The sequence below is a fragment of the Streptomyces sp. 2-1 genome (genome assembly GCF_048564895.1).
GTDB lineage: Bacteria > Actinomycetota > Actinomycetes > Streptomycetales > Streptomycetaceae > Streptomyces > Streptomyces phaeochromogenes.
The window spans coordinates 4354256-4371699 of the sequence record NZ_CP183383.1 but is presented as its reverse complement, the minus strand read 5'-3'; the positions used below and the strand labels follow the sequence as shown (position 1 = coordinate 4371699).

Annotated in this window: 15 protein-coding genes and 1 tRNA gene; 5 read left to right on the top strand and 11 right to left on the bottom strand. The window is 71.3% G+C overall.

Annotated elements, in window-relative coordinates; translation table 11 throughout:
* Positions 1-5 precede the first annotated feature (5 nt).
* From ehuD to ehuB, 3 genes are read right to left on the bottom strand one after another with little or no spacing between them, the layout of a single operon-like run.
* Positions 6-656, bottom strand: coding sequence for an ectoine/hydroxyectoine ABC transporter permease subunit EhuD (ehuD, locus tag ACN20J_RS19140; RefSeq protein ID WP_055615646.1), 651 nt, complete (start codon positions 654-656; stop codon positions 6-8).
* Positions 656-1384 (bottom strand): ectoine/hydroxyectoine ABC transporter permease subunit EhuC, encoded by a 729-nt coding sequence (gene ehuC / locus ACN20J_RS19135; protein ID WP_419666395.1) that lies wholly within the window; start codon positions 1382-1384, stop codon positions 656-658. The genes ehuD and ehuC overlap by 1 nt, the downstream gene beginning before the upstream one ends.
* The gene (gene ehuB / locus ACN20J_RS19130; protein ID WP_079053345.1) at positions 1381-2307 is read right to left on the bottom strand and encodes an ectoine/hydroxyectoine ABC transporter substrate-binding protein EhuB; all 927 of its coding nucleotides are present in this window, start codon (positions 2305-2307) and stop codon (positions 1381-1383) included. The genes ehuC and ehuB overlap by 4 nt, the downstream gene beginning before the upstream one ends.
* Positions 2308-2402: 95 nt before the next feature.
* Between ehuB and ACN20J_RS19125 the strand changes: the two genes are divergently transcribed.
* The gene (locus ACN20J_RS19125) at positions 2403-2903 is read left to right on the top strand and encodes a DUF3830 family protein (RefSeq protein ID WP_186001010.1); all 501 of its coding nucleotides are present in this window, start codon (positions 2403-2405) and stop codon (positions 2901-2903) included.
* Between the two features lie 110 nt (positions 2904-3013).
* On the opposite strand, the gene ACN20J_RS19120 is transcribed toward ACN20J_RS19125, so the two are convergent.
* The gene (locus ACN20J_RS19120; protein ID WP_419666394.1) at positions 3014-4417 is read right to left on the bottom strand and encodes an amidase; all 1404 of its coding nucleotides are present in this window, start codon (positions 4415-4417) and stop codon (positions 3014-3016) included.
* Positions 4418-4461: 44 nt separating this feature from the next.
* On the bottom strand, positions 4462-5436 hold the full coding sequence (locus ACN20J_RS19115; protein ID WP_190227765.1) for a D-2-hydroxyacid dehydrogenase: 975 nt from the start codon (positions 5434-5436) through the stop codon (positions 4462-4464).
* Between the two features lie 313 nt (positions 5437-5749).
* Here ACN20J_RS19115 and ACN20J_RS19110 point away from each other — a divergent pair, with 313 nt between their 5' ends.
* From ACN20J_RS19110 to ACN20J_RS19100, 3 genes are all read left to right on the top strand, one after another.
* The gene (locus ACN20J_RS19110; protein WP_055615652.1) at positions 5750-6556 is read left to right on the top strand and encodes an aspartate/glutamate racemase family protein; all 807 of its coding nucleotides are present in this window, start codon (positions 5750-5752) and stop codon (positions 6554-6556) included.
* Positions 6553-7284 (top strand): decarboxylase, encoded by a 732-nt coding sequence (locus ACN20J_RS19105; RefSeq protein WP_190227766.1) that lies wholly within the window; start codon positions 6553-6555, stop codon positions 7282-7284. The genes ACN20J_RS19110 and ACN20J_RS19105 overlap by 4 nt, the downstream gene beginning before the upstream one ends.
* 386 nt (positions 7285-7670) lie before the next feature.
* Entirely contained in the window at positions 7671-8798 is a 1128-nt protein-coding gene (locus ACN20J_RS19100) for an LLM class flavin-dependent oxidoreductase (protein ID WP_189843372.1), read from the top strand.
* Here ACN20J_RS19100 and ACN20J_RS19095 read toward each other — a convergent pair.
* The gene (locus ACN20J_RS19095) at positions 8789-10954 is read right to left on the bottom strand and encodes a putative bifunctional diguanylate cyclase/phosphodiesterase (RefSeq protein ID WP_246574980.1); all 2166 of its coding nucleotides are present in this window, start codon (positions 10952-10954) and stop codon (positions 8789-8791) included. The genes ACN20J_RS19100 and ACN20J_RS19095 overlap by 10 nt on opposite strands.
* A 570-nt stretch (positions 10955-11524) precedes the next feature.
* Here ACN20J_RS19095 and ACN20J_RS19090 point away from each other — a divergent pair.
* Positions 11525-12778 carry a M6 family metalloprotease domain-containing protein gene (locus ACN20J_RS19090; protein ID WP_361887679.1) on the top strand — a complete coding sequence of 418 codons (1254 nt, stop codon included), beginning with the start codon at positions 11525-11527 and terminating at the stop codon, positions 12776-12778.
* Between the two features lie 87 nt (positions 12779-12865).
* Here ACN20J_RS19090 and ACN20J_RS19085 read toward each other — a convergent pair.
* The 5 genes from ACN20J_RS19085 to ACN20J_RS19065 all read right to left on the bottom strand — a co-directional run bounded on the left by ACN20J_RS19085 (position 12866) and on the right by ACN20J_RS19065 (position 17331).
* A tRNA-Lys gene (locus tag ACN20J_RS19085) sits at positions 12866-12939 on the bottom strand.
* On the bottom strand, positions 12930-13658 hold the full coding sequence (locus ACN20J_RS19080; protein ID WP_419666393.1) for a hypothetical protein: 729 nt from the start codon (positions 13656-13658) through the stop codon (positions 12930-12932). The genes ACN20J_RS19085 and ACN20J_RS19080 overlap by 10 nt, the downstream gene beginning before the upstream one ends.
* Before the next feature lie 166 nt (positions 13659-13824).
* Positions 13825-14190, bottom strand: a complete 366-nt coding sequence (locus ACN20J_RS19075) for a hypothetical protein (protein WP_189843370.1) — start codon at positions 14188-14190, stop codon at positions 13825-13827.
* 136 nt (positions 14191-14326) lie between these two features.
* Entirely contained in the window at positions 14327-15661 is a 1335-nt protein-coding gene (locus ACN20J_RS19070) for an AAA domain-containing protein (protein WP_419666392.1), read from the bottom strand.
* Positions 15658-17331 carry a hypothetical protein gene (locus tag ACN20J_RS19065; protein WP_419666391.1) on the bottom strand — a complete coding sequence of 558 codons (1674 nt, stop codon included), beginning with the start codon at positions 17329-17331 and terminating at the stop codon, positions 15658-15660. Before ACN20J_RS19065 ends, ACN20J_RS19070 begins: the two co-directional genes overlap by 4 nt.
* Positions 17332-17444: the final 113 nt, after the last annotated feature.

Below are 17444 nucleotides of genomic sequence, written 5' to 3'. Positions count from 1 at the left end.
GGGTGTCAGCGGACAAGACGTCGCTCCAGGGCTCGCATGAGGAGGGAAGCGGGATAGGAAATGAGGATGAAGGCCACGCCGATGACCGTCAGAGGCTCGGTGAACTGGAAGTTCTGCTGCGAGAACAGCCGCGCCTCGCCGAGCATGTCGAGGACGGTGATCGCCATCAGCAACGGCGTGTCCTTGAGCATCGAGATGACGTAGTTGCCCAGCGCGGGCACCACCCGGCGGATCGCCTGCGGCAGGATCACCGCGGTCCACGTCCGGGTCATGGGCAGGTTCAGTGCCGTGGCCGCTTCCCATTGGCCGGCCGGCACACCCTCGATACCGGCCCGGTAGACCTGCATCGTGTACGTCGAGTAGTGCAGCCCGATCGCGACGACACCGGTGGTCATCGCGGAGAACGTGATGTTCCACTCGGGCAGCACGTAGAAGAGGAAGAACAGCTGCACCAGCAGCGGGGTGTTCCGGATGAACTCCGTGACGACCCCGACCGGCCAGCGGACCCAGCGGCTCGGCGTGCGCATCAGCAGCGCCCACACCAGCCCGAGGGCGAAGGAGATCAGTGAGCCGAGCACCAGGGCCTGCAGGGTGACCAGCAGTCCGTCCCAGAAGTGCGGCATGAAGTCGCCGACGGCACTCCAGTCCCATTTCATCAGCGACCCCCTGCCGCTTCGGCACCGACGGCCGTGGTCTCCGGGCGGGGCGCGGGAAGCTTCTTCCCGCCACCCTCGGGCACCCTGCCGAGCCCGGCCTTCAGCTTCTTCTCCAGACCGCGCATGACCCGCGTGAGCAGGAAGGCGATCACGAAGTAGATCAGCAGGATGTACGTGTAGATCTCCGCGCTCTCCTGCAGCGCGAGCCGCACCAGGTTGCCGCTGAACGCCAGGTCGCCCATGCCCATCACGGACACCAGGGCGGTGCCCTTGAGCAGCTCGATCAGCAGGTTGGAGAAGGGCGGGATCATCTCCGGCACCGCCTGCGGCAGCAGGATCAGCCGCAGCCGCTGCCAGGGCGTGAAGCTCAGTGCGATACCGCCCTCACGCTGCGCCGGGTCGACGGAGCTCAGGGCACCGCGCACGATCTCGGAGCCGTACGCCCCGTAGGTGAGACCCAGGGCGAGGGTGCCCGCCCACATGGGGACCAGCTGCCAGCCGAAGGCCGGTGGCAGCACGAAGAACACCCAGAAGATCATGATCAGCGCGGAGGTACCGCGGAACACCTCGGTGTAGAAGCCCGCGAGGAAGCGGACTATCCACAGCCGGTGGGTGCGCGCGATGCCCACCACGAAGGAGACGGCCGCGGCCAGCGCAGCGCTGAACACCAGCAGCTGGACCGTGACCCAGATCCCCTTCAGTACGAGTTCCCAGAGGCCCGATGTCATCCGCCGCACAACTCCTTCGCGGTCATATCGGTCATCTCGTTCTTGGTGAAACCGAAGGGCTGGAGGATCCGGAACAGCTCACCGCTCTCCTTCAGCTTCCTGAGCTCCACGTTGAAGGCGTCCCGCAGCCCGGTCTCCGTCGGCCGGAACGCGAAGCCGCCGCCGTCGACGTGCGGCTTGCCGTCCACGAGAGGCGCGAACGGCTTGGTCGACTCCGTCTTCCGGGACTTCTTGACGACCTCGCGAGTGGTCAGCGCCGTACCCGCGAAGACGTCGACACGGCCCGCCTCGACGGCGTTCAGACCGGCGACCTGGTCCGGAACGATCAGGATGTCGCTCTCCTTGTACCCGGCGTCGACCGCGTACTGGATCTCCGCGTAACCGGTCCCGGTCGCGAACTTCGCCTTCGACTCCACGACGTCCTTGTAGTCGTGCAGGTTCTTCGGGTTGCCCTTGCGCACGATGAAGGAGTCGAGCATCTGGTAGTCGGGGTCGGAGAAGATCACCTGCTCGCAGCGCTCGGCGTTGATGTACATGCCTGCGGCCACGACGTCGAACTGCTGGGAGCTCAGACCGGGGATGAGCGAGCCGAACTCCGTGGGCACGGGCTGGACACTGTCCACCCCCAGCCGCTTGAAGATGACCCGCGCGAGTTCCGGTGCCTCGCCGGTGAGCTTGCCGTTCTTGTCGATGTAGCCGAATGGGATCTCGCCGGCGATGCCGAGGCGTACGACGCCCTGGGCCTTCAGACGGTCCAGGAGATCACCGCCGTCCTTGCCGGACGCCGTGGCCACACGGCTGCATCCGGCCGCGCCGAGCGCACCGAACGCCGCGACGCCGGCCAGCAGTGACCGGCGGCTCGGGCCGCGTTTCTTCTCTTCCGCGGAAGCTTCCTTCGCGTCGTTCCCAAATGGTGGAGCCATGGGCGCGCGGCTACCCGGGACGATGCGAGTTATGCGGATCTGTTTGCGCCCCGTTTGCGAAGGGCCCTCTTGACCCGGGGTGGACCATGGAAATCATGACCGACCGCTACATCGACGTGTCCCTGTCCAAGCGCGGAGTCCACTGCACTGCGAAGCTCCTCGACGACCGTGCGCCGATCACCTGCGAGGCGGTGTGGAACGCGCTGCCGCTGAGCAGTGACGTGTATCACGCGAAGTACGCCCGCAACGAGATCTACGCCCTGTTCCCGGCGTTCGCCCCGGCCGAGCCACCGCTGGAGAACCCGACCGTCACGCCCATTCCGGGCGATCTCTGCTATTTCTCCTTCTCCGGTACGCAGCTGGGTACGCAGGCGTACGGGTACGGGGGTGCCTCCGGCGTGCAGGCGGGTACGCCTGTGATCGACCTCGCCCTGTTCTACGAGCGGAACAATCTGCTGCTCAACGGGGATGTGGGGTGGGTGCCCGGGATCGTGTGGGGGCAGGTGGTGGAGGGGCTGGATGCGATGGCGGAGGCGTGCAATGACCTCTGGCGTGCGGGTGCGCTGGGGGAGACGCTGAGCTTCTCCCGGGTCTGAGGGGCCTGTACCGCGGGGTGGTGGGGAGCTGCGGGCCGGTGAGGGCTGGCCGCGCAGTTCCCCGCGCCCCTAAAAGATTGCGCAGTTCCCCGCGCCCCTGAAGAGGGCGCTCAGCGAGGTGCAGGCGGCGCGATCCCCGCGACCCCCGCCTCGTACAACGCGTGTGCCGTCCGCAGGACCAGCGCGTCAGCGTGACGCGCACCAACGATCTGAAGGCCGACCGGCAGGCCGGTCTCATCCGTGCCCACGGGGACCGTCGCCGCCGGCTGCTGGGTCATGTTGAACGGGTAGGTGAACGGCGTCCAGCCCGTCCACCGGCGGTGCCCCGAGCCACGAGGCACCTCCGCACCCGCCTCGAACGCGGTGATCGGGATCGTCGGGGTGACCAGGACGTCGTAGGTCTCGTGGAAGAGGCCCATCCGCCGGCCGAGCTCCATCCGCACGTCCACCGCCGCGAGGTAGTCCAGCGCGCTGGACCGGGCCCCCGCGTCGCAGATCTCCCGCAGCCCCGGGTCGAGCAGTGACCGCTGGTCGGGGCCGAGCCGCTGGGTGACCCGGGCCGCCCCGCCGAACCACAGGGTGTGGAACGCCTCGACGGGATCCGTGAAGTCGGGGTCGGCCTCCTCGACGTACGCCCCGAGGGCCGCGAGCCCCTCCACCCCGCGCCGCACCGCCGCGGCGACCCCGGGCTGCACGGCGACCTGGCCGCCCAGGGACGGCGAGTACGCGACGCGCAGCCCGCGCACGCCGCCGGCCAGTCCGTCCACGAAGGAGCCGTTCACCGGGCCGAGCTGTGACCAGTCGCGTGGGTCGGGGCCGCTGATGACGTCCATCATCAGGGCAGCGTCCGCCGCGTCACGCGTCATCGGCCCGACGTGCGCCAGCGTCCCGAACGCGCTCGCGGGATACAGCGGCACCCTCCCGTACGTCGCCTTCAGCGCGAAGATCCCGCAGAACGCGCCGGGAATACGGACGCTGCCGCCCCCGTCCGTGCCGAGGGACAGCGGCCCCGCGCCCAGCGCCACGGCCGCCGCGCTGCCGCCGCTGGATCCGCCCGAGGTGCGCGAGAGGTCGTACGGGTTCCGTGTCACGCCCGCCTGGGGCGAGTCGGTGACGCCCTTCCAGCCGAACTCGGGTGTCGTCGTCCGGCCGACGAACACGGCTCCGTGCTCCCGCAGCCGGGCGACGGAAGGCGCGTCCTCGTCCCAACGCCCCTGCGGGGAGATCGTTTTGGAGCCCTTCAGGGTCGGCCCGCCGCGCATCAGCAGGATGTCCTTCACCGAGACCGGCACCCCGTCGACCAGCCCGGCCGGCTCACCACGCTGCCATCGCTCCGCCGACTCCCGGGCCTGTGCGAGGGCCTCGTCCGCCTCGACCCGTACGAACGCGTTCACCGCGGGCTGGACCTCCTCGGCCCTGCGCAGCGCGGCCTGCACCACGTCCACGGGGCTGAATTCGCCCTTGCGGTATCCCTCGACGAGTCGTACAGCGGTCAGCTCGGTGAGCTCGGTCATCCGCCCCTCCAACGTGCTTCAGTGGCGTGCTTCAGTGGCGTGTTTCAGTGGCCAGGTACGTATCCACGCTGTTTGTCGACGACGTTCGGCAGCGGCTCTCCCGTTTCCCAGAGCTCGTACAACTCCACGAACTGCGCACCGAGTTCGTCCCGCCAGCCGACCGTGTCCCCGCTCATGTGCGGCGACACGATGAGACCCGGGGCCTCCCACAACGGGCTGTCGGGGCCCAGCGGTTCGTGCTCGAAGACGTCGAGCGCCGCCCCCGCGATCCAGCGGCTCGCGAGAGCCTCGGCCAGCGCTTCCTCGATCACAAGCTGCCCGCGTCCGACGTTCACGAAGCGTGCCGACGGCTGCATCAGTCCAAAACGCCGCGCGTCGAACATCCCGTGCGTGTCATCGGTGAGCGGCGCCGCGGACACCACCCAGTCGGCGCGCGCCATCAGCCGGTCGAGGTCCTCCGGGCCGTGCACCCCCTCGCGCTGTGTGCGCCCCACGAGCGCCGTCGTCATACCGAGCGCCTTGAGCGTCCGCTCGATCGCGCGCCCGATCGGCCCGGAACCGACCACGCACGCGCGATTGCCGGCGATCCGCTGCGACTCGCGGTGCCGCCACTCCCGGGCCCGCTGCAGGTCCCAGGTGCGCGGCAGGTCCTTGGCCATGGCGAGGACGAGCGCGGCCACGTACTCCGCGATCGGCTGGTCGAAGACGCCGCGCGCGTTCGTCACCAGCGTGTCGGACGCGGCGAGTTCGGGGCACATCAGGTGGTCGACGCCCGCGCTCGCCGTGTGCACCCAGCGTGGTCGCGGGCCCTCGCCGGGCCAGGCCCGGCGCACGGCGTGCGAGGCGAAGTCCCAGACCAGCAGGACGTCCGCGGCGGGCAGGAGCTCGGCCAGCGACGACTCGTCGGCGTGCTCGACGCGCACCCGGCCGGTGAGCCGGCCGAGCCGGGGCGGCGGGTCGGTGTCGAGCACCAGGAGGGTTGTCTTTTCGGCCAGGTTCGGGGGCGTGGCAGAGGTCATCGGGGGGAAACCATTTCGCAACGAGGGTCCGCTTCTCTGGTGTCTGGACGCTGGACGCCGGGCTCTGAGTGCTTGCGGGACATCGGCCGAACCGTCTGGGACCGGCCGTCGGGCCGGGGGCGCACAGCCGTCTCAGATGCGCGGATTGACCACGCTCGCACCGGAACCTACCTTCGTCAACAAGGGCTAGTTTCCGTGGGAATCCCGGAGTCCCGTCCGTTCCCCTGTCCCGACGTCCCGGCATGCGCCGGCTGTGTCCCCCCGGCCTCCGGGCCGGTCACCACCGCTCGTTCGACCTGAGTTGGGGCTGCTCATGGACGTCTCCTTCCTTGGTGGACCACACCCTCAAAGGGGTGTCGGCGTCGTCGCTCCCTTCGATTTCGCTCTCGACCGTGAACTGTGGCGCTGGGTCCCAGACGAGGTCTCGCTCCACCTCACCCGTACGCCGTTCGTGCCCGTCGAGGTCAGCCTCGACCTGGCCCGACTGGTCAGCGAGCACGAGACGCTCGGCGACGCGGTGCGCGCGCTGAACGCCGTCGGGCCGGAGATCGTCGCGTACGCCTGTACGTCCGGCAGCTTCGTCGGCGGCATCCCGGGCGAGCGCGCCATGTGCGAGGCCATGACCCGGGCCGGCGAGATCCCCTCCGTGACCACGTCCGGCGCCCTCCTGGAGGCACTGGAGGAGCTGGGCGCACGCCGGATCGCACTCGTCACGCCGTACACCGTCTCCGTGACCCAGTCCCTGGAGGAGTACCTCGCCGAGGCGGGCATCACGGTCACCGGCCGCGCCTACATGGGCCTGACCAGGCACATCTGGAAGGTCCCGTACCGCAACGTGGTCGACATGGCCCGCGACGCCGTACGGGGACAGGCGGACGCGCTCTTCATCAGCTGCACGAATCTCCCCACCTACGACGTCATCCCACAGCTGGAGGCGGAACTGCGCATCCCGGTGATCTCGGCCAACCAGGTGACGATGTGGGCTGCCCTGCGTCACCTGGGTACCCGGGCGGTAGGGCCGTACCAGGCGCTGATCGACGAGTCGGCGCGACAGCGGCCCGTACCGCCGGCGCTACCGGCAGAACCAGCGCTACCGGAAGAACAGGAAGGTTGGGCATGACGGCTCTCGGATTCCTCTACCCGGGCCATTCGGCCGAGGACGACTACCCGCGCATGGAGCAGCTCCTCGGCAGCGACATCCGCCTCCAGGTCGTCCACACGGACATCGGGGAGGACGCCCACCGCGTGGACGCATTGCTGGAGATGGGCTCGGCGGCACGCCTCGGCGCCGGGGTCGAGGACCTGCGCCTGTCGGGTGCCGAGGCGGTGGTCTGGGCCTGCACGAGCGGCAGTTTCGTCTACGGCTGGGAGGGCGCCCACGATCAGGTCCGCACGCTGGCCACGACGGCGGGGCTGCCGGCCTCCTCGACGTCCTTCGCGTTCGTCCATGCCGTACGGGAGCTGGGCGTGAAGCGGGTCGCGATCGCGGCGACGTACCCCGACGACGTGGCCGTCCTCTTCGGGACCTTCCTGGGGGACGCGGGCCTGGACGTCCTCGGCGTACGCAGCTCCGGGATCATCACGGCGGCCGAGGTGGGCACGTGGGGTGAGGCGGAAGTCCTGGCCCTGGCCCGCGCGGGCGACCATCCGGAGGCGGAGGTCGTCCTCCTCCCCGACACCGCCCTCCACACGGCCTCCCACATCCCGACCCTGGAAAAGGAACTCGGCAAGCCGGTCCTCACCGCCAACCAGGTCACGGTCTGGGAGGCCCTACGCCTCACGGACCGCCGCGTGAACGCCCCGGAACTGGGCGCGCTCTTTACGCGGGAACCGATCGTCCAGGCGTGACGGTCCCGGCGGGGGCGGAGCCAGGGCTTTTTCCGCCCCCGCCGCCCCTACCCATTCCCGTCCCTTACTCAGGGGCTCCGCCCCCGAACCCCCGCTCCTCAAACGCCGGAGGGGCTGGGGGCTGGCGTGGGTGGGTTGACCGGGGTGGGTGGGGGCTGGCGTGGGTGGGATGCGTGCGGGTGAGTCGTTGCTGGGCTGCGCAGTTCCCCGCGCCCCTAGGAACCTAGGGGCGCGGGGAACTGCGCAGTCTTTTGGGGGTTCGGGGGCGGAGCCCCTGAGGAAGTGACGGGAATGGGTAGGGGCGGCGGGGGCGAGGGAATAAAGCGGAGCCATCCTCCTGTTAGGGGAGGCGCGGACAACGCGTCGTACCAAACAGGAGGACCCCCGTGGCGGCACCGGACCACACCACCAGCGAACCCGACGAGATCAGGGCGGAGGCGAGGGGCACCGCGCAGGTGCCACTGTCCGTCCTCGACCTGGTCACGGTAGGCGCCGGCCGCACCGCGACGGACGCCCTCCGCACCAGCGTCAAGCTCTCCCGCCTCGCCGAGGACAGGGGCTTCCACCGCTACTGGGTGGCGGAACACCACTCCATGCCGGGCGTGGCCTCCACCTCCCCCGCCGTGATCCTCGCCCACCTCGCCGCCCACACGACCCGCATCCGCCTGGGCTCGGGAGGCGTCATGCTCCCGAACCACGCCCCCCTGGTCATCGCGGAGCAGTTCGGCACGCTGGAGGCGATGGCCCCGGGCCGCATCGACCTGGGCCTCGGCCGGGCCCCGGGCACGGACGGCGCCACGGCCGCGGCCCTCCGCCGCACCGACCGCCTCAACGAAGGCGCGGACGACTTCCCCGAGCAGCTCGCGGAGCTCACCCGCTTCCTGGACGACGACTTCCCGCCCGGCCACCGCTACGCCCGCATCCACGCGGTCCCGGGCCCCGTCCAGGCGACCTCTCCCGGCGGCGTACAGTCCCCGCACCGCCCGCCGATCTGGCTGCTCGGCTCCTCCGGCTTCAGCGCCCGCCTCGCGGGCACCCTCGGTCTGCCCTTCGCCTTCGCGCACCACTTCTCGGCGCAGAACACGGTCCCGGCGCTCGACCTCTACCGCGAGTCCTTCCGCCCCTCGGCGGTACTCGACTCGCCCTACGCCCTGATCGGCGTCTCCGCCCTCGCGACGGACGACGAGAAGGAGGCCCGCCGCCAGATCATGGCCGCCGCGCTGAACATGGTCCGCCTGCGCACCGGCCGCCCCGGCCTGGTCCCCACCCCGGAGGAGGCGGAGGCGTACGAGTTCAGCCCGATGGAGCGGGAGTTCGTCGACTCCTGGAACTCGAACGTCATCCACGGCACCGCCGACGAGGTCCGCTCCGGCCTCGACGACCTCCAGAAGCGCACGGGCGCCGACGAGCTGATGCTCACCGCCAACGCCCACAGCAGTGACGTACGCCTGCGCTCCTACGAACTGATCGCGGACGCGTACCAGTTGCCCACGACCGGCGGGACTCAGGCCTGAGAGCAGGCCGCCGCCGTCAACAGCGCGGAGATACGATCCGGCGCCACCGGCCGGGAGTAGAGCCACCCCTGGCCGGTGTCGCAGCCGATGCGCCGCAGCCGTGACGCCTGACCCGCGGTCTCCACGCACTCGGCGGTGACCGTCAGACCGAGCCGGTGCGCGAGCTGGATCATCGCCTCGACGATGACCTCGTCCGCCGGGTTGGACCGGGGGTCCGGACCCGCGCCGTTCTCGCCGGTCTCGTACTGGAAGCCCCGCACGAACGACCCGTCGAGCTTCAGCACCGAGACGGGCAGCCGGCTGAGGTAGGCGAGGTTCGAGTACCCCGTGCCGAAGTCGTCGATCGCGATGCGTACGCCCATGTCGCTGAGCGCCTGGAGGGCCTGGAGCGGCCGTCCCGCGGAGCCCATCACCGCGGACTCGGTGAGTTCGAGTTGCAAGAGGTGCGGGGCGAGTCCGGTCTCCGCGAGGGTCGCGGCCACGTCGGCCACCAGGTCGGAGTCCCAGACCTGACGCACGGCCACGTTCACGCTGACGAAGATGGGTTCCGCGTCCGGGTGGTCCAGCTGCCAGCGGCGGGCCTGCCGGCAGGCGGTGGCCAGCACCCAGCGGCCCAGCTGCACGATCGAACCGTCTTCTTCGGCAAGTCCGATGAACCGATTCGGCGTCAGTGTGCCGAACTGAGGATGGTTCCATCGCACCAGCGCCTCGACCCCGCGCACCCCGCCGTCCTCCATGCACACGAGCGGCTGGTACTCCAGCGCGAACTCGCCCTTCTCGATGGCCGGGCGGAGCGTGGAGGAGAGGGCCTGACGGGTCATCCGGTGGGCGTTGCGCTCCGGGTCGAAGAGCGTCCAGCGGGACTTGCCGTCGGCCTTCGCCCAGTACAGCGTCGTGTCGGCGGCCTGCATCAGACCGGTCGCGGTGGTGCCGGCCGCGTGCCGCTCGACGACACCGATCGAGGCCGAGACCGACAGCCGCTGCCCGGACAGGTCGAACGGCACCTGCAAGGACTTCAGTACGGAGTCGGCGAGGTCCGCGAGCTGCTCCGTACCCGTGGAGTCCTCGACAAGCAGCGCGAACTCGTCGCCGCCGAGCCGGGCGACCAGCGGGGTGGCCGCTCGCGCGTACCCGGCCTCGTTCGCGCAGCGGGTCAGCCGCTCGGCGACGGCCGCGAGCAGCCGGTCGCCGACGCGGTGGCCGAGCGTGTCGTTGACCGCCTTGAACCCGTCGAGGTCCAGATAGCAGAGCCCGATCCGGCCGGTTCCGGATTCCTCGTACGCCTCCGCCTCCAGCGCGGCCGAAAGCCGCTCGAAGAACAGGGTGCGGTTGGGCAGCCGGGTCACTGGGTCGTGCATCTGCAGGTGGCGCAGCCGGGCCTGGAGTTCGCGGCGGGCGCTGATGTCGGAGACCGAGAGCAGCACCGCGCGCTCCTCCTCGGGCAGCGGACTGACCGTCACCTGGGCCCAGAGGGAGTGGCCGTCGGGGTGTTTGAGGCGTCGGGTGCAGCGGAGTCTGGCCTGCCGGCCGCGGAGCACCTCGCGGTACGCGTGCCATGTACGGGCGTCCGAGGCGAGGTCCACCAGGTCGGCGGCGATCCGGCCGGTGAGCCCTTCCGGGCCCGCGCCGAGGAGCGCGGCCAGGGTGTCGTTGGCCGTGACGACCAGGCCTTCCCGGTCCACGACGGCCATCGCGAGGGGAGCGGCGGCGAAAGTGGCGCGGAATGTACGTGTACCGGCCTCGGTGTCGGTGCCGGCCCGGGTTCCGGCGCCGGTACTGGGATGGGGGTGGGGATGGGCGTCGGCACGCGGATCGGTGCCGGTGTGGGGGTGGCCGTCGGCCTCGAAGTCGATCCCGGGGCGCGGCGGGAGGCCCGCCGGGGCACCGGCCGAGAGCCGCGCCGGAAGACCCGCCGACAGTCCCGCCGAGAGACCCGAGGGGAATCCGGCGAGGAAGTCGGCCGGAAGCCCGGCCGGTAGCTCGGCGGGCAGCCCCGCCGAGAGGTCCAGAGGGGGTGCGACCAGGGACTCGACGCGTGGGACCCGTTCCTCGTGAGGAGGGGTCCCGACGCGACGAGAGGCCGCGATGTGACTCTCTGTGACGGCCGGCCGGACGAGGTCTACCGCGGGCGCCGGCCCATCGGACGTTCCGCTCACCGTTCGCTCCCGCTGTGCACTCGTTCGTCGTACAGGTCTCGTCGGGGGGTCGGCCGGTGGTGGACGGCCGCTCTAGCCGTGTCCGCGCAGGAAAGTGTGCCGATCATAGAGGTTGGCCGTAGGGCCTTCCAGCTACTGTCCAGTGTCCCGGATGAACCCCTCTCTCTGACAGATCGTTTCTGCCCGCAGCTGGACGGGTTCCTTCCCTGGTCGATCACTTGTGACGTTCCGTGAGTGCTCGGGGTGTCGGCGTGTCCTGGCGCCCCCCTGGCGCTCCCTGATGTTCTCGGTCGGATGTCGGCCCTCTCACTCCTTTGGTTCAGATAAACAGGGCGTAAACGATCAAAACGGCACAGGCTGGGTGCGGTATCCCGAATTCCGCATCCGGAGGTCGACGTGCCGCGTCTGCTCCCCCTCAAGGGGCTCACCCGTGGCGGGGTTCGACCCCGTTGGCGAGGCCTCGGACGGCCCGGTGCGGGTCGGCCCGGTCCCGGTCGGTGGGTACCGGCATGGTGGGGGCAGACCTGGCGCGAACGCTGGTGGCACGCGCCCGCGGCCGTGTTCACCTCCATGACGGCCCTCGCCGCGACCTCCCTCGTGACGGGCCCCTCGGTCGCCGTCCCGCTCTCCATGCCGTGCGCCCTCAAGCGCACCGACGCGCACCACTCGGAGGGCCTGGACACCTGGAACGCCGCCTACCCGCGCCCCACCAGACGCCTCGACGCTGTCATGGTCTTCCTCTCCTTCCCGGACGCCGACCCGCTGACCACGCCGGACGAACTGACGGCCGATTACTTCCCCGCCACCAGCCGCTTCTTCGAACGGGCCTCGTACGGCAGGTTCCAGCTCCGCCCGCACCCGCTCACCGAGTGGATCCGGATGCCGCGGGCCTCCACCTCGTACGCCATACAGCGCGACTGGAGCGCGGCGGCGCGCTCGGCGTATCTGCGCGACGCCCTCGCCGCGGCGGACGACCGGGTCGACTTCTCCCGCTACGACATCGTCTACTTCGTCGCCGACCCGGACGCGCCCGGTGTGGACTCGGACGCGACGAAGGTGGTGAACATGGACACGCCGCTGCGGGCCGACGGGAAGGACATCCGCCGGGTCGTCACGGTCTTCGAGAAGCATCCGCCGGACCGGCTGGTCCTGGCCCACGAGACCGGACACGTCTTCGACCTGCCCGACCTCTACCACCGCCCCTCCGACGGCAAGGGCGACTGGGACACGTACGTCGGCGACTGGGACCTCATGGGCAGCCAGTTCGGCCTGGCGCCCGACCTGTTCGGCTGGCACAAGTGGAAACTCGGGTGGCTGGAAACACGCCAGGTGGCGTGTGTGCGGGACGCGGGCGCACGGGGTACGCGGCTGACGCTGGAGTCTCTGGGGGCGGGGTCCGGGGTGGCCGCGGCGGGTTCGGAGGCCTTCGAGAGGGTGGGTGTTCCCGGTGCCGGGCCGGAGTCGGACGGCATGGGATTCGGGTCCGGGAACGGGACGAAACTGGCGGTGGTGCGGACCGGGCGGGACAGCGCGGTCGCCTTCGAGGCGCGCGGGCCGGTCGGCAACGACGCGGCGGTCTGCTCACAGGGAGTGCTCGTCTACCGCATCCGCGGCGGGACCCAGTCCGGCGGCGGCCCGATCGAGGTCGTCGACGCGCACCCCTCGTCCGCGGCCTGCTGGGACGACTCGGTCTATCCGCCGCTCGCCGACGCGCCGGTCGCGCTCGGGGAGAGCTTCACCGTGCCGGGCGAGAACGTACGCGTCGAGGTGGAGGACCGGACGGCTTCGGGGGCGTGGACGGTGACGATCTCCACCGGCAGCTGAGAGCGTCCTGTCGGCGGTGGGTGCGGTGGGTGGCATGCCGGGCATGCGAAAGGCCCCTCGCTCTCGCGAGGGGCCTTTCACCGTCTGTGCGCCGCCAGGGACTCGAACCCCGGACCCGCTGATTAAGAGTCAGCTGCTCTAACCAACTGAGCTAGCGGCGCTTGCTGACGTCGTAGACCTTAGCATCCTGATCGGCGGGAGGAAAAATCGATATCGGGGCCTCGGGGGAGGGCTCGGGGAGGCGTCGGCGGGCCGCTGACCGGGCAGCTCGTATCGCAGCCCAGAGCAGGATCGCCGGGGTCGGCAGCCAGGGGTGGCGGGTGTCGGGGGCGACCAGCCAGCGGGATTCCGCGGGGGTACGGGAGCCGGTGCGGGGAGCGGCCGGGACGGTCGGGGTGGGGGGCGGGACCGTCACCGCGTCACCGGTGCCGTGGCAGAGGAGCGGCGGGACGGTCCGGGTCCGCTCGGAGGCGCCGCCCGAGCCCCACTCCTCCCACTCCAGGAGCGCGGGCAGCCGCTGTGCGGTGCCGGGCGCGGCGAACAGGAGCATCCGGCCCCGGTAGGTGGCCACGGGGCCCGATCCCGGGCCCTCGTCCCACAGCCGGTCCAGCATGCGGCGGCCGAAGATTGCGGGCGCGTTGACGACATCGAAGGCGAAGCCGCAGGACAGGACCACCGGGGCGGCGGGCCGGTCCTCCCAGAACGCGAGCGTGCTGCGCGGGTACGTTCCCGTCGAGGCGAGCCAGGCGGCCCCCTCGGAGGTGACCCCCGAGACGTCGAACCGGTCGGGGAGGTCGGGGAACGGCTCGACGGTGCCGTGGCCGGGGCCCGAGCCGGGGCTGTCGGGGGCGATGCTTGCCGGGTTCCGGTCGCTGCTCATGTCTTCTAGAGCTACCGGGGGTGAACGGCCTGTCCCTGAGGGTTGCGGGAAAGGGGGACAGGGGGGTGCGGGGTGGGGTATCTTGCCCGCCTGGCATATGCCAGGGGTTGTTTTCGGCTGCCTGTACGGCTTCTGGTTGGGCACTCGCTATAGCTGCCGCCGGCGCTCAGACCGGGTCCGCGTACCCCTCGGCGTCCGCGCCGCGCAGGAGTTCGCGGCCGAACTCGACCATCTTCTTCGCGTAGTCCTCGGTCCACTCGGCCCGTTCGGCGATCTCCGCAGGCGTCAGCCGGTCGAACCGGCGGGGATCGGCGAGCTGTGCGGCGGCCATCGCCTGGAACTCGACCGCCCGGTCGGTGGCCGCGCGGAACGCGAGGGTCAGCTCCGTGGCGCGGTCCAGCAGCGCCTGGGGATCCTCTATCGATTCCAGGTCGAAAAAGTGCTCGGGATCGGCAGCAGCCTCCGCGGGCTCGAAGAGCAGCGGCGCGGGGCGAAGCCGCGGCTCGTTCCGACGCGGCGTGGGCTCCGCCATGACTTCTCCTCCTCGTACGGTGGTCGGCCCGTCCATGTTGGTGGGCCACCGTCCATTGTCCCTTGACTGCGCAAGAGTGCCTCGGGGCGCGGCTGACCGGCCCTGATGCACGCTCTCTCCTACCCTTCGCGCTCCCTCACGACTCCCACGGAACCCGGTGCTCCGCCAGGTGTGACAGCACCGCGTGATTCGCCTCCCAGCCGTCCGGGAACTTCACCGTGACGCCGAGCTGGACCGGTTCTGTGGACGGGTGGTCGTCGAGGAGGTCGGTGATGCCGGCGCGGCAGACGACGATGCAGGCGTGGCGGTGGCGGGAGGCCAGGACGCACAGGCGGCCCGTTTCGAGGTGGAAGGCCGTCGCGTCGGGGCGGCCCGACAGGGGATGCAGGACGACCGTCACGTCGTACTCGCGGCCCTGGAGGCGGTTCGCCGTGTCCACGGTCACGTCCGTGACGCCCAGCTCCGCCAGTGCCGTACGGACGGCCGCCGCCTGGTCGCGGTGTGCGGTGCCTACGGCGATGCGGTCGGCCGTCAGCGGGGCCGGGTCGGGGGAGCGCTCCGAGGTCGCCGCGCCGCCCCGGTCCAGGAGTCGGCGTACGACCTGGGCGAGCGCCCGGATCGCCTCCGGGTCCGTGCGCGGGGTGTTCCGGGCGGGCAGTTCCAGCAGGCCCCAGCCCGATTCCGCCGCCTCGTCGATGACCCGGTCGGGGCCCGAACCGTCCGACGGGACGGCGAAGGCGAGGTGGCGGTCGCCGTGCCCCGTGCCGCTGCGGAACGGCGTGAAGGGGTAGAACGCGTCCGAGACCAGCGGCGCCGCCGACGCCGGAAGCCGCCAGGACACGGGGAGACGGTGCTGCGGCAGCTCCGGGTTGTGGGCCAGGAGCGTCGTGACGGCGGACGCCGACGGGTCGTACGACAGCCCCGCCCACTGTTCGCTGCCGACGATCGCGAACGGGTCCAGCTGGCCCGGGTCGCCCACGAAGAGCGCCCGCTCGAACAGCCCGGCCACGGCCAGCAGTGCGTCCGACCGCATCTGGTACGCCTCGTCGACGATCGCGTGCCCCCACGGCTCGACGCCCTTGACGTGCGCCCACTTCGCGGCCGTCGAGATGACGACGTCGAGCCCGGCGAGGTCCCCGGCCTTCGCGGACTTGCGGACGTTCGGCAGGTCGTCGAGCGCCTTGTCGTACGGGTCCGCGTCGCTGCTGTGCAGCCGGCCGACGGGCAGGTCGGGGTTCTTCTCGGCGAGCCGCAGCACCAGGTCGTCGACCTGCGCGTTCGTCTGCGCGATGACCATCAACGGGCGCCCCGCATCGGCCAGTTCGAGCGCGGCACGTACGACGAGCGTGGACTTGCCGGCGCCGGGCGGGGAGTCGACCACGACCCCGCGGGACGTCCCGTGGAGGGTGTCGCGCAGGATCGCGTCGGTGGCGCGGGCGGCCTCGGCGCCCGGATCGAACACGGTGGTCACAGGACGTCCTCATCGGTCACGGCGTCGGGCAGCACCTCGAGTTGCGGGGCGGCGGCATCGGTCTCGCCCGGCGGCCCGCCGTGCGTCCACGGCGTGTCCTCCGGGTCGGGCAGCTTCGCCCCGCCCCGCTGCTCGTGCTCGAACAGCGTGAAGCAGACGAGATCGCCCTTCTCCGGTACGGATCCGGTCTCGGGCTCCTTGCCGCGGCCCATCTTGTCGACCACGCGCAGCACGACCAGGGAGCCGAGGGTGTCGGTGGGGTCATTGCCGTGCCCGGCGCTGTGGTTGTCGGGGGCGCCGTCCGCCTCGTGCCGGACGTACTCGACGAACTCCGCCGCCTGCGGCTTTCCGCCGAGCGAGCGGTAGACCTTGGCGCGCTCGCCGAAGTGCGGCCGGTCGTCCGTGCGGACGGTCACGAGGGGGCGCGGGCTGGGCCGCTTGCCCTCGCTGTACGTCATCACGACATCCGTGACCTCGCCCGCGAAGGCCTCGCCCGCGAGCCGCCGGCCGGCCATGACGAGCGGGTCGTCGAGGGCCTCCTGGGCCTCCAGACGGGCCTGTTCGCGCTCGCGCGTGGCGAGTTTGTTCGCCGCGGTGACCGCGTCGTCGCGGCGCGGCTGCGGGGGCTCGCCGGCCAGGACCCGGTCCCGGTGGCCGGTGAACGACCAGCGGTCCCGGGTCCACCGGTCGGCCGCGTGGGCGCCCTCGGGCAGGGCGCGCAGCAGGTCGAGGCCGCGCCACACCGCGTCCCAGGTGGGGCGGGTGCGGCTCTCCACGAGGTCGCGGATCTTCCGCTCGGCGGCGGTGAGTTCACCGAGCCGGTCGTCCGCCTCGATGCCGTCCTCGGCCGCCGCGAGTGCCGTACGCGCGCGGTCGTAGTGCTCGATGGCGGGGGCGAGCAGTTTGTTGTCGAACGCCGGGTCGGTGGCGGGCCCGGCCGGCGGGCAGAGGAGCTGTCCCTTGCCGTCCCGCCGCAGCTCGGCCCGTAGCGCGGCCTCGGCGCCGGACTCGCCCTCGGGCGGGTCGATCCAGGCGAGCAGCGCCCCGAGGTGCTGGTCCTCCAGGCTGGACTGTCCGGTCGCCCAGTGCCGGGACAGGACGTCGGTGAGTGCGAGGAGGAGCGAGGAGCCGGGTACGCGGGACCGCTCGCCGTAGTGCGTGAGCCACCGGCCGAGCAGCGGTACGTGCGGGGGCGCCGGGTGCGGTGTCTCCGGGTCCTGTTCGGCGGTGCGGCGGAAGCGCATGGAGCGGCCGAGCAGCCGTACGAAGTCGATGCCCGAGCGGCTCGGGACGATCAACTGCGGGGCGTCCGCGCACAGTTCGACCTCCACCTTGACCCGCTTGCCGGTCTCCGGGTCGGTCTCGTTGCGCTCCGCCGCCTCGACGTCCGCTGCGTACGCGTCGATGTACGGCAGGACGATGTCCGCCAGCTCGGCGAGGAACGCGAAGCGGAGGTCGCGGTCGCGGGGCTGGGGGACGACGAGGAGGCGGGGGGTTTCGCGGTCCGTGCCGACCAGTGCGCCCAGCGGGGCCCCGGCTTCTCCCGCGGTGGTGAGCGGTACGAAGACGAGCGGGTGCTCGGAGAGGTGGCGGTGGCGGGTGGTGGCCAGGGGCTGGGCCCGGCCGGTGTCCACGGCTTCCAGCCGGGCGAGGGTGGTGATCAGGGACATGGGGCTGCCTCCCGGGCCGGACGCTCCGCGGGGAACGGTGTCGCATGACGTGCGGGTCGGTGGGGGTTGCTCGTGCGGTTCCCCGCGCCCCTTTCGGGGCCGGGGGCGAAGGG

Bases quoted from the DNA above. Each gene is read 5' to 3' on its own strand.
- ehuD (WP_055615646.1), bottom strand. From the start codon at position 656: ATGAAATGGGACTGGAGTGCCGTCGGCGACTTCATGCCGCACTTCTGG.
- ehuC (WP_419666395.1), bottom strand. From the start codon at position 1,384: ATGACATCGGGCCTCTGGGAACTCGTACTGAAGGGGATCTGGGTCACG.
- ehuB (WP_079053345.1), bottom strand. From the start codon at position 2,307: ATGGCTCCACCATTTGGGAACGACGCGAAGGAAGCTTCCGCGGAAGAG.
- ACN20J_RS19125 (WP_186001010.1), top strand. From the start codon at position 2,403: ATGACCGACCGCTACATCGACGTGTCCCTGTCCAAGCGCGGAGTCCAC.
- ACN20J_RS19120 (WP_419666394.1), bottom strand. From the start codon at position 4,417: ATGACCGAGCTCACCGAGCTGACCGCTGTACGACTCGTCGAGGGATAC.
- ACN20J_RS19115 (WP_190227765.1), bottom strand. From the start codon at position 5,436: ATGACCTCTGCCACGCCCCCGAACCTGGCCGAAAAGACAACCCTCCTG.
- ACN20J_RS19110 (WP_055615652.1), top strand. From the start codon at position 5,750: ATGGACGTCTCCTTCCTTGGTGGACCACACCCTCAAAGGGGTGTCGGC.
- ACN20J_RS19105 (WP_190227766.1), top strand. From the start codon at position 6,553: ATGACGGCTCTCGGATTCCTCTACCCGGGCCATTCGGCCGAGGACGAC.
- ACN20J_RS19090 (WP_361887679.1), top strand. From the start codon at position 11,525: ATGACGGCCCTCGCCGCGACCTCCCTCGTGACGGGCCCCTCGGTCGCC.
- ACN20J_RS19080 (WP_419666393.1), bottom strand. From the start codon at position 13,658: ATGAGCAGCGACCGGAACCCGGCAAGCATCGCCCCCGACAGCCCCGGC.
- ACN20J_RS19075 (WP_189843370.1), bottom strand. From the start codon at position 14,190: ATGGCGGAGCCCACGCCGCGTCGGAACGAGCCGCGGCTTCGCCCCGCG.
- ACN20J_RS19065 (WP_419666391.1), bottom strand. From the start codon at position 17,331: ATGTCCCTGATCACCACCCTCGCCCGGCTGGAAGCCGTGGACACCGGC.